8 protein-coding genes are annotated in these 11,488 nt (G+C 70.9%); 1 reads left to right on the forward strand and 7 read right to left on the reverse strand.

The window, feature by feature from the left end:
* The first annotated feature begins 592 nt into the window (after window positions 1-592).
* The gene (locus QUE47_RS03605) at window positions 593-1,255 is read left to right on the forward strand and encodes an ABC transporter permease (protein WP_286218597.1); all 663 of its coding nucleotides are present in this window, start codon (window positions 593-595) and stop codon (window positions 1,253-1,255) included.
* Between the two features lie 12 nt (window positions 1,256-1,267).
* Here QUE47_RS03605 and topA read toward each other — a convergent pair whose 3' ends face one another.
* From topA to QUE47_RS03640, 7 genes are all read right to left on the reverse strand, one after another.
* Window positions 1,268-4,075 carry a type I DNA topoisomerase gene (gene topA, locus QUE47_RS03610; protein WP_286218598.1) on the reverse strand — a complete coding sequence of 936 codons (2,808 nt, stop codon included), beginning with the start codon at window positions 4,073-4,075 and terminating at the stop codon, window positions 1,268-1,270.
* 122 nt (window positions 4,076-4,197) lie between these two features.
* Window positions 4,198-5,163 carry a phosphatase PAP2 family protein gene (locus tag QUE47_RS03615; protein WP_286218599.1) on the reverse strand — a complete coding sequence of 322 codons (966 nt, stop codon included), beginning with the start codon at window positions 5,161-5,163 and terminating at the stop codon, window positions 4,198-4,200.
* Window positions 5,164-5,363: 200 nt separating this feature from the next.
* Window positions 5,364-6,467, reverse strand: a complete 1,104-nt coding sequence (locus tag QUE47_RS03620) for an ABC transporter ATP-binding protein (protein WP_286218600.1) — start codon at window positions 6,465-6,467, stop codon at window positions 5,364-5,366.
* Window positions 6,464-7,462: an ABC transporter permease gene (locus QUE47_RS03625; RefSeq protein ID WP_286218601.1), complete on the reverse strand. Its 999-nt coding sequence runs from the start codon at window positions 7,460-7,462 to the stop codon at window positions 6,464-6,466. The genes QUE47_RS03620 and QUE47_RS03625 overlap by 4 nt, the downstream gene beginning before the upstream one ends.
* A 1-nt stretch (window position 7,463) precedes the next feature.
* A complete protein-coding gene (locus QUE47_RS03630; RefSeq protein ID WP_286218602.1) occupies window positions 7,464-8,444 on the reverse strand; it encodes an ABC transporter permease in 981 nt (326 codons plus the stop codon).
* Entirely contained in the window at window positions 8,441-9,580 is a 1,140-nt protein-coding gene (locus QUE47_RS03635; protein ID WP_434019722.1) for an ABC transporter ATP-binding protein, read from the reverse strand. Before QUE47_RS03635 ends, QUE47_RS03630 begins: the two co-directional genes overlap by 4 nt.
* Window positions 9,581-9,786: 206 nt before the next feature.
* On the reverse strand, window positions 9,787-11,487 hold the full coding sequence (locus QUE47_RS03640; RefSeq protein WP_286218603.1) for an ABC transporter substrate-binding protein: 1,701 nt from the start codon (window positions 11,485-11,487) through the stop codon (window positions 9,787-9,789).
* Window position 11,488 lies beyond the last annotated feature (1 nt).

The raw sequence follows: 11,488 nt of genomic DNA on the forward strand, positions 1-11,488 counted from the left end.
GCGCTCGCCCGACCCGTGCTCCGGGTCGTCGGATGGCCGGTGGTCGTCGCCCTGCGCCCCCTGGGGCGGCTCGCCACGGGCAACGTCACCCGCAACCCCCGACGCACCGCGAACACCGCCGGGGCGCTGATGATCGGGATGGCGCTCGTCAGCGTCACCGGGGTCATCGCCGCCTCGACGGACGCGTCGGTGCGGTCCATCGTCGACACCGAGATGAGCGCCGACTTCCTCGTCGACTCGGCCAACTTCGCCGTGCCGCAGGACGCCGCTCAGGCCGTCGCCGAGGTGCCTGGGGTGGAGCGCACCGACGTGGTCGAGCTGGGCGCGGTGGACGTCGATACGCCCGGCGGGTCCGGGGACGGGTCGGACGACGAGGGCGGGTCGGGCGATGGCACCGCGTCCGACGGCGGCGCAGCGTCGGACGACGAGGCCGATCCGGACTCGGCCTCCGCCGCCGGGGTCTCCCCGGGTTCTTCTCCGCCGCCCTCGACGTGGTGGTCGTCGACGGGGACCCGGACGCGGCGCTCGCCGAGGGGCGCGCCGTCGTCCGACGCCTGCCCGCGCGGGAGCGGGGTGGGAGGTCGGGGACGCGGTGACCCTCTCCGGGGTCGACACGACGATCGGCGCCGTCATCGACTCGCAGGTCGTCAGCACCGACGTCGTGCTCGACGAGGCGACGTTCGCCGAGGCCGTGCCGGCCGCGCAGCGAACACTGCGCGTCGTGTACGTGACGGCGTCGCCCGGGACCGACCTCGACGCCCTGCGCGCCGACCTCACCGACGTCGTGCGCCCGTACGTCGTCCTGTCCGTGCTCGACCCGGAGCAGGTCGCGTCGTCGTTCGCCGAGCAGGTCACGCAGGTGCTGAGCATCCTCTACGCGCTGCTGGCGCTGTCGATCGTCATCGCCCTGCTGGGCATCGTCAACACGCTCGCCCTGTCCGTGATCGAGCGCACCCGCGAGATCGGGCTCCTGCGCGCGGTCGGGCTCGGGCGGCTGCAGCTCGCCGGGATCATCGCGATCGAGTCCGTGCTGATCTCCGTCTACGGCACCGCGCTGGGCGTCGCCGTCGGCATCGGGATCGGCGCCGCGCTGCCCGGCGTGCTCTCCTCCGAGGGCCTCACGACCCTCGCGGTGCCCTGGGACCAGGTGCTCGCGGTGCTCGGCGCGGCCGTCGCGATCGGGCTGGTCGCGAGCATCTGGCCCGCGGTGCGCGCCGCGCGCCTGCCCGTGCTCGACGCCGTCACCGTCGACTGACCGCTGCCGCTGCTAGCCGGCGCTCTTCTTCGCCGCCGGCTTCTTGGCGGCGGGCTTCTTCGCAGCGGGCTTCTTGGCCGGGGCCTTCTTCTTCGCCGCCGGCTTCTTCTTGGGGCCCTGGGCCCGCTTCTCGGCGAGCAGCTCGAACGCGCGCTCCGGGGTCACCGAGTCGGGCGTCAGCTCGCGCGGCAGGGTCCGGTTGGTCTCGCCGTCCGTGATGTACGCACCGAACCGTCCGTCCTTGATGACGACGGGCTTGTCGGTCTCGGGGTCCTGGCCGAGCTCGCGCAGCGGCGGCGCCGCCGTGCGGCCACGCCCGCGCTTCGGCTGCTTGTAGAGCTCGATCGCCTCGTCGAGGGTGACCGTGAACATCGCGTCCTCGCTCGGGAGCGTGCGCGAGTCGGTGCCCTTCTTCAGGTAGGGCCCGTAGCGGCCGTTCTGCGCCGTGATCTCGTCGCCCGACTCGGGGTCGGTCCCGACCACGCGGGGCAGCGAGAGGATCTTCAGCGCGTCGTCGATCGTCACCGTCTCCAGCGACATCGTCGACAGCAGCGACCCCGTACGGGGCTTCGGCTGCGCCGCCTTGGCCTTCTTCTGCGCCGCGGCCGAGAGGGACGTGTCGATCGGCGGGAGGTCGAGCACCTCGGTGACGTACGGACCGTAGCGACCGGCCTTGGCGATGATCGTGCGGCCCGTCTCCGGGTCCGTGCCGAGCTCCTTGCCGTCGTCCGCGCCCGCGGCGATGAGCTCACGCGCCTTGGCGACCGTCAGCTCGTCGGGCGCGACGTCGTCCGGCACGGAGGCGCGCGGCGGGTTCTCGCCCTCCTTGACCTCGGTCGAGAGGTCCTCGACGTACGGGCCGTAGCGGCCGACGCGCAGTTGCAGGCCCTCGCCGAGCGGGATCGAGTTGATCCCGCGGGCGTCGATGTCACCCATGCCCTCGATGAGGCCGCGCAGCCCGCCGGTCTCGCGCGTGTTGCTCTCGTCGCCCCGGTAGAACGTGCTCAGCCACTCGACCCGGTCCTTGCGGCCGGCGGCGATCTCGTCGAGGTCCGCCTCCATGCCGGCCGTGAAGTCGTAGTCGATGAGCCGCCCGAAGTGCTCCTCCAGCAGCCGGACCACGGCGAACGCGACCCAGCTCGGCACGAGCGCCTGCCCGCGGGACAGGACGTACCCGCGGTCCATGATCGTCGAGATCGTCGACGCGTAGGTCGAGGGTCGCCCGATGCCGAGCTCCTCGAGAGCCTTGACGATGCTCGCCTCCGTGTAGCGCGGCGGCGCGGACGTCGAGTGACCGTCGGCCGAGAGCTCGTCGCCCGTCAGCGCGTCGCCCTCCGCCATCTGCGGCAGCCGGGCGTCCTTGCCGTCGCCCTTGCCCTTGCCGGCGGTGTCGATCGAGTCCTCGGCGTACCGGTCGGCGTCGGACGACTCCTCGTAGGCCGCGAGGAACCCGCGGAACGTGATCACGGTGCCGGACGCCGCGAAGACCGCGTCCCCGAGCGCGTCCCGGCCGTCGGTCGCCGCGACCGCGCCCACGAGCCGGACGGACGCCGTGGAGCCCTTCGCGTCGGACATCTGCGACGCGACCGTGCGCTTCCAGATCAGCTCGTACAGCCGGAACTGGTCGCCGCTGATCTCGCGGGCCACCTGGGCGGGCGTGCGGAACGAGTCCCCGGCGGGGCGGATCGCCTCGTGGGCCTCCTGCGCGCCCTTGCTCTTGTTCGCGTAGACGCGCGGCTTCTGCGGCAGGTAGTCGGCACCGTAGAGCTCCGCGGCCTGACGGCGGGCGGCGTCGGTCGCCTCGCCGGACAGCGCCGGCGAGTCGGTACGCATGTAGGTGATGTACCCGTTCTCGTACAGCGCCTGGGCGGTCCGCATCGCCTGCCGCGAGGACATGCGGAGCTTGCGGCTCGCCTCCTGCTGCAGCGTGGACGTGGTGAACGGCGCTGCCGGACGGCGCGTGTACGGCTTGGTCTCGAGGCTCCGGACGGCGAAGCTCGCCTCGGCGAGACCCGCCACCACGGCCTGGGCGGTCGCCCCGTCGAGGTGGGCGACGCCCTTGGCCGACGCCTTGAGCTGCCCTCGGTCGTCGAAGTCGCGACCGGCCGCGACGCGGGTGCCGTCGAGCTCGACGAGCCGCGCGCCGAACGCCTTGCCCGCGTCGTCGTGGCTGCGGTCGGCGAGCTCGAACGTGCCCGTCACGTCCCAGTACTCGGCGGCGACGAACGCCATGCGCTCGCGCTCGCGCTCCACGACGAGCCGGGTCGCGACCGACTGGACGCGCCCGGCCGAGAGTCCCTGCCGGACCTTGCGCCACAGGACCGGCGACACCTCGTACCCGTAGAGGCGGTCGAGGATGCGGCGGGTCTCCTGGGCGTCGACGAGGTCGGTGTCCAGCTCGCGGGTGTTCTCGAGGGCGCGGGCGATCGCCTCGCGGGTGATCTCGTGGAACACCATGCGCTTGACGGGGACCTTGGGCTTGAGCGCCTCGATGAGGTGCCACGCGATGGCCTCGCCCTCGCGGTCCTCATCGGTAGCGAGGTAGAGCTCGTCGGCCTCCTTGAGCGCCCGTCGGAGCTCGGTGACCTTCTTCTTCTTGTCGCCGTACACCTCGTAGTACGGGTCGAAGCCGTTGTCGACGTCGACCGCGAACTTCTTGTACGGGCCCTTCTTCATCTCCGCCGGCAGCTCGGACGGCTGGGGGAGGTCACGGATGTGCCCGACGCTCGCCTCGACCTCGTAGTCGTCGCCGAGATAGCCCTGGATCTTGCGCGCCTTGGTGGGCGACTCGACGATCACGAGCTTGCGTCCTGCGGACATCCGTACCTGCTTCCTCAAGTCGTCCGGCGCACCGGTGGCGCGCGGCAGTCAATGACGTTACGCCACACCTGCAAGTGGTGAGGTCCTCCGGCTGCGTGGTCTGTGGAGGGACGGTGGAGAGTTCACGCGCGAGGCGCGACGCCCGACGGCGGCCCGACGGTCCCCGGCACGGGCACCCGCGGGCAGGCGGTCGCCTGCCGCAGGACCAGCATCACGCCGAAGGTCAGGAGAGCGGTCGCGACGACCGCGGAGGCGCCCGCGAAGTACGCCGTCACGGTCGGGCGAGCGGCGTCCGTCGACACGAGCACCTGCTCGGCGCCCCACCAGGCGACCGCTCCCGCGACGGCGGCGCCGAGCCACAGCAGGCAGCCCGTCGCCCAGGACGCCGGCCCGACGACGCCCCGGTGCTCGGGCGCCGGGTCGAGCCCGGACCGAGGGGTGAACGCCAGCACCACGCAGCCCCACGCGAGGACCACGAGGGCGGCGGCGATCGCGTCGCTCGGCCGGTGCCACTGGGCCACGAGGGTCGAGACCCCCATCGCCACCGTGTAGGCGGCGCCCAGCAGCGCGACGAGCGGCCGCGCGCCCCGCGGCACGGCGATGAGCAGGGCGACCGCCACCGACGCGGCGACGGTCGTGTGACCCGACGGCAGCGCGTTCTCGTACGTGAAGCCGCCGATCAGGTTGTCCCGGTGGAACACCTGGTGCTTGAGCAGCTGGGTCGTGACGTTCGCGCCGCCGACGAGCACGGCCACCTGGACCGCGAGGCCCCAGCGCCGGCGGATCAGCGCGACCACCATCGCGGCGCCCAGCCCGGCGACGACGAAGGTGACCGAGACGACGTCGAGCACCGGCTCCGCGAACGACCACAGCCGACCCTGCCCGTACGTCGCCCCGTCGAAGGCCATCTGGTCGAGCCGCTGGCCCGCGTAGGTGTCGACGAGCAGCCGCCACGTCACCCAGACGAGGACGAGGGACATGAGCCCGACGGCGCCCGCGACGACGCGGGGCGCCAGGCGGACGACCGCACCGCTCGGCGCAACGACGGGCCGCGCGCTCGGTGCGGGACCACTGCCGGCGGCGCTCACTGGGCACCGCCTCTCGGGCTGCAGGTGGTCATAGGGAGAACGGTAGGCCACGGGACCGACCCTCCGGTCACCGCGCGTCGCCGTCGGTCACCGACGGTCACCGACGGTCACCGACGGTCACGGACGAAGACCTGCCCGGGGTGCCGGACGTCGTCCGGCACCCCGGGCAGGACCGTTGCCCCTCCGGCGCTGTCGTGGGGTCAGCGCAGGACGAGCTGCTCCGGCAGCGGCTGCGGCTCGAACCCGGCGTCGACGACCGCCTTGGTGTCGTGCCGCAGGCACGCGACCTGTCGGGTCGGGGCGTCCCCGCCGACCCCGGGGTGGATCAGCTCCGGGGTGATCGACGAGCACGCGTCGAACGCGAAGGCGCAGCGGTCGCGGAACGGGCACCCCGACGGCAGGTTGGACAGGTCCGGGGGCGACCCCGGGATGCCGCCCAGCTCGCGCCGCGGGCCGCGCAGCGGCGGGAACGAGTGCAGCAGCGCGTCCGTGTACGGGTGCCGCGGTCGGCGGTACATGTCCTGCGACGAGGCCTTCTCCACGATCTCGCCCGCGTACATGATCGCGATGCGGTCGGCGATCTCGATGAGCAGGGAGACGTCGTGCGTGATGAAGATGACCGAGAAGCCGAGCCGCTCGCGCAGGTCGGCGATCTGCTCGATGATCTGCCGCTGCATCACCACGTCCAGCGCGGTCGTCGGCTCGTCCATGATCAGCACCTGCGGGTCCAGCGACAGCGCCATCGCGATCATGACGCGCTGACGCATCCCGCCGGAGAGCTGGTGCGGGTAGGACCGCAGCCGGTCGGCGGAGATCCCGACCATCTCGAGCATCTCGGCCGAGCGTTCCATCGCCTGCGCCTTCGACATGCCCGGGCTGTGCGCGAGGATCCCGTCGGAGATCTGCTTACCGATCCGGTACACCGGGTTGAGCGAGTTCATCGCGCCCTGGAAGACGATCGACATGTCTCGCCAGCGCGACGCCCGCAGCTCGGCGTCGTTCAGCTTGAGGATGTCCGTGCTCGACCCGTCGCGGTCGTGGTAGATCACCTCGCCGCCGGTGATCAGACCCGGCGGCGGGAGGAGCCGCGTCGCCCCGTACGCCAGGGTCGACTTGCCGCAGCCGGACTCGCCGGCCAGCCCGAGGACCTCGCCGCGGTTGAGCGTGAGCGACGCCTGGCGCAGCACGTGCGTCGGGTTGTCGTCGAAGCCGTAGTCGACGGAGAGGTTCTTGATCTCGAGGACCGGGTCGCCGGTCTTCGCCGCCGCCGGCGTGGCCGCCGGTGACGTGGTTGCCGCGCTCATGTGCGGTCCTCCTTGGCCTCGTAGACGACCGGCGTGAAGCCGATCCGCGGGCGGATCCCGCGGCGGCGCAGCGAGCGGGCGTGCAGGCCCGTGCTCCGCAGCCTCGGGTTGACGAACTCGTCGATGCCGAAGTTGATGAGGGTCAGCGCCATGCCGAGCAGGGCGATGCACAGACCCGCCGGGACGAACCACCACCACGCTCCACGCTGGAGCGCGAGGTTGTTCTGCGCCCAGAAGAGGATCGTGCCCCAGTTCCAGTCGCTGACCGGGGTGATGCCGATGAACGACAGGGTGACCTGCGAGAGCACCGCGAAGGTGACCGTGCCGACGAACCCTGCCGCGATGATCGCGGTGAGGTTCGGGAGCACCTCGACGAGGATGAGGCGCCAGCTGCGCTCCCCGTTCGCCCGCGCGGCCTCGACGAAGTCGCGTCGCCTCAGCGACAGCGTCTGGGCGCGCAGCACGCGTGCGCCCCAGGCCCATCCGGTCGCGGCGATCACGAGTGCGACGGTGACCCCGCCCGCGGTCGGCAGCTGGCCGGCGATGATGATGATCAGCGGGAGCTGCGGGATCACGAGGAAGACGTTCGACAGCGCCGAGAGCGTCTCGTCGCCGATCCCGCCGATGAAGCCCGCGGTCACACCGACCACGACCCCGACGATGGTCGCCCCGATCCCGGCGATGAACCCGACGACCATGACGCCCCGGGTGCCGACGATGATCTGCGACAGGATGTCGCGCCCCAGGTGGTCGGTGCCGAACCAGTGGGTCGACGACGGCGCCTGCAGCAGGTCCTTCGACACGTCGCCGGCGCCGTAGGGAGCGATCCACGGCCCGATGATCGCGAGGATCGCGAAGAAGGCGAGGATGCCGAGGCCGGTCATCGCCTTGGAGTTGCGGAGGAAGAGGAACTTCTGCGGCTTGTTCTTCTTCTTCGGCGCGGTGCTGCTCACGACCTCGGCGGCCGGAGTCTCGAGCGTGGTGTCCGTGGCCATGTCAGCCCTCCTGCCGGGTACGGGGATCGAGCGCCGCGTAGACGAAGTCCGCGATGATGTTCGCGCCCAGGACCGACAGCGTGATCACGAGGAAGCACCCCTGCATCAACGGGTAGTCCTGCGACGACACGGCCTGGAACAGCGTGAATCCGATGCCCTGGTAGGAGAAGACCATCTCCATGATCAGGGTGCCGCCCACGATGAACCCGAGCGACAGCGCGAAGCTCGACACCTGCGGAAGGATCGCGTTGCGCGCCGCGTAGCCGAAGACGACCGTGCGCTCCTTGAGGCCCTTGGCCTGCGCCACCGTGACGTAGTCCTCGGACGAGACGGTGACCATCATGTTGCGCATCCCGAGGATCCAGCCCGCGATCGAGGACAGGATCACCGTGAGCGCCGGCAGGGTCCCGTAGTAGATCACCGAGCGGATGAACTCCCACGAGAACTCCGGCACCAGGCCGCGGTCGTAGCTGCCGCTGGACGGGAACCAGCCGAGCCAGACCGCGAACACGGCGATCGCGATGAGACCGAGCCAGAAGTACGGGACCGCCGAGAAGAACGTGGTCACCGGGAGCAGGCCGTCGGCCCACGTCCCGCGACGCCAGCCGATGCCCATCCCGAGGAGGGTGCCGATCGTGAAGGCGATGATCGTCGAGACCCCGACGAGGCCGATCGTCCACGGGAGCGTCTGGCGGACGATGTCGATCACGGGCGTCGGGAAGAACGTGAAGGACAGCCCGAGGTCGCCCTGGAACAGCAGCTTCCAGTACTCCACGTACTGCTGCCAGATGTTCATGTCCTTGTCGAGCCCGAAGAGGATGCGGATCGAGTTGGCGGCGTTCGAGTCGATCCGGCCCTGCATGCGCCCGATCAGGGCGATCACGGGGTCGCCGGGCATCATGCGCGGGATCAGGAAGTTGATGGTCACGGCCGCCCAGGCCGTGAGCGCGTAGAACGCGATGCGTCGCGCGAAGAACTTCATCGGGCCGCCTCCTCGGAGTCGTGCGCAGCCGCGGACGCTGCGACCGTGGGCCGCTCGCCGTACGCGTCGAGGACGGAGCCGAGCTCGGGACGGTCAGGACGGTCGGAGTATCCCCAGCAGGCCGCCTTGCGGCCCTCGCCCACGTCCATGAGCGGCGGGAGCTCGGTGCGGCACAGGTCGGTGGCGAACGGGCACCGGGGGTTGAAGCGGCATCCCGGGGGCGGGGTCACGAGGCTCGGCGCCTCGCCGCGCGCTCCGCGCGCCCGCGCCTCCATGTCGTCCGGGTCCGGCGCGGAGCCGATGAGCAGCTGCGTGTACGGGTGCTTCGGGTCCTGCGTGACGGACTCGCTGTCGCCGCTCTCGACGACCCGGCCGGCGTACATCACGAGCGTCTTGTCGGCGAAGTACCGCGCGGATGCGATGTCGTGCGTGATGTAGAGGATCGCGATGCCCAGACGGTCCCGGAGGTCGCGCAGGAGGTTGAGGATCCCGAGCCGGATCGACACGTCGAGCATCGAGATCGGCTCGTCGGCCAGCAGGACGTCAGGGTCCGCGGCGAGCGCGCGTGCGATCGCGACGCGCTGCCGCTGCCCGCCCGAGAGCTCGTGGGGGTACTTGTCGACGTAGCGGTCGACGGGCGTGAGGTGCACGCGGTCGAGCAGCTCGTCGAGCGCCGCCTCCATCTCGGCGCCCTTGAGGTTGCCGCGGTGGATCCGGATGCTGCGGGTCAGGTGGTAGCGCACCGTGTGCACCGGGTTCAGCGACCCGAAGGGGTCCTGGAAGATCATCTGCACGCGCTTGACGTACCGACGGAAGCTCTTGCGGCCGCGGGCGGTCGCGTCCTCGCCGTCGAGCAGGATCTGCCCGGCCGTCGTCGGCATGAGCTGCGCCAGGAGCCTCGCGATCGTGGACTTGCCCGATCCGGACTCACCGACGAGCGCGACCACGCGACCGGCGTAGAGCTCGAGGTCCACGTCGTCGACGGCGTGGACGACCTTGTCGGACCGGAAGCCGCGCACGGGGAAGTGCTTGCGCATCTTCACGGCGCGCAGCACGGGCCGGGCGTCGCCCTCCGTGTCGTGGGGATCGCCGGCGCGACGCGAGGCCGCGTCGGTGGCTGTGGGCGGGGTGGGCATTGACATCACCTGAGATCTGACGGTCCGAGCCCGCTCGTGCGAGCGGGTCGGCGCGCGTGCGTCGCGCGGGGCAGGGGGTCGTGGCAGGTGCTCGGCGGGCGGGCCGTCGAGCTGCCGTCCGGGGTGACGGCGCGAGCGTGCGCGCCGTCACCCCGGAGCGGCCCCGGACCGGTCGTCAGACCGGGCCGGGACCGCCGGGCAGAGCATCAGCCCTCGTCGTTGACCTGCAGCTTCATGACGATCTGCGCGGCCTGCGAACCGGTCGGCTGCGGCTGGTTGTACGGGTCGTCCTCCGACGGCCAGCCGGTGTAGTTCAGCGACGAGTACTGCGCGGTCGCGGGGCGCGACCAGATGGCGAGCGCCGGGACCTCGTCGACGAAGACCTGCTGGACGGTGTTGAGAGCCTCGGTGCGCTCCGCGTCGTCCGTGGTCGACGCGTAGGTCTCGAGGGCCTTCGTGACGTCGTCGTTCTGGAAACGACCGAAGTTCCAGTTCGCCGGCTCGCCGAGGGGCTGGTACTGCGCGCCGTCCATGATGTTCGCGTACATGTCCCACGGGGTCGCGCCACCGTCGGTCCAGTGCAGCGTGGCGTCGAAGTTGCCGAGCGGGATCGTGTCGGCGAACCAGCCGTCCTGGTTCGTCGGGTTGACCGTCGCCTCGACACCGAGGGTCGCGGCAGCGTTCTTGATGAGGTCGAGCGCGGTCAGGTAGTCGTTCCACCCGGCCGGGTTGATGAGCTCGAAGGTGACGTCCTCACCGTCCGGGTCGACGAGCTTGTCGCCCACGCCCGTGTAGCCGGCGTCCTCGAGGATCTTCTTGGCCCCGTCGAGGTCCACCGCGAACTCGTCGGTGATGTCGGGGTTGAGGAAGTCCTGACCCGCGGGCATCGGCATGCCGGTGACGCTGGTGAGCGCCGGGTTGACGCCCGACGTCGCGATGTCGACGAGCTCCTGGCGGTCGACCACCATGTTGAGCGCCTTGCGGAAGGCCAGGTCGTCGAACGGCTTCTCCTCGTTGTTGAGGAACAGCGCGTCGATGCCCAGGCCGGCGGCGGCGTACTGGTGGTAGTGGTCGGGGTCCTGCGCGATGTAGACGTTCTCGTAGTCCGCGATGAACGTCCAGCCCCACTGTGCCTCACCGGTGGTGAGGGCGGTCGTGAGGGCGTTGTTGTCCGTGTAGGACGAGTAGCGGATCTCGGGGACCGCGGGCGTGCCGCCCCAGTAGTTCTCGTTGGCGACGACGGTCGCGGCCTGCGGCGTCCACGACTTGAGCGTCATGGGGCCGGTACCGATCGGGTCGGTGTTCTCGAAGGTCGTCGGGTCGTCGACGTCCTTCCAGATGTGCTCGGGGACGACCAGGAGGTCGGCGAGCTTGGCCTGGTTGACGAACTGCGGGGCCTCGAAGGAGACGGTGACCGAGTCGCCGTCGACCGTGACGTCCTTGTAGGGCAGCGCGGCGGTGTTGAGCGCCTCGTTGTCCTTGCGCAGGTTGATCGAGAACGCGATGTCGTCGACCGTCATGTCCTCACCGTCGGACCACTGCACACCGGCGTGCGGCGTGATGACGGCCTCGGTGAAGTCCTCGTTCCACTCGATGCTGTCGGCGAGCCACGGGAGCGGGTCGTCCGAGGGCTTGGCGTCGTTGAGCATCATCAGCGGCTCGTAGATCACGAACGCGTAGCCGAGCGAGAGGGCGGACGAACCGGTCGCGAACGGGCTCTGGTTCTCGGTCTGCGTGCCGTTCGGCATGCCGACGGTCAGGACCTCGCCCTGCGCGGTCTCGCCGGACGAGCTGGAGCTCTCCTCGGTCGTCGAACCTTCGTCGGTGTCGCCCGAGGTGCAGCCTGCGGCCACGAGGGCCAGGGATGCGGCGCCGACAGCGATCGCACTGAGCTTACGGATTCTCACA

Source organism: Paraoerskovia sediminicola (genome assembly GCF_030296575.1).
GTDB classification, from domain to species: domain Bacteria; phylum Actinomycetota; class Actinomycetes; order Actinomycetales; family Cellulomonadaceae; genus Paraoerskovia; species Paraoerskovia sediminicola.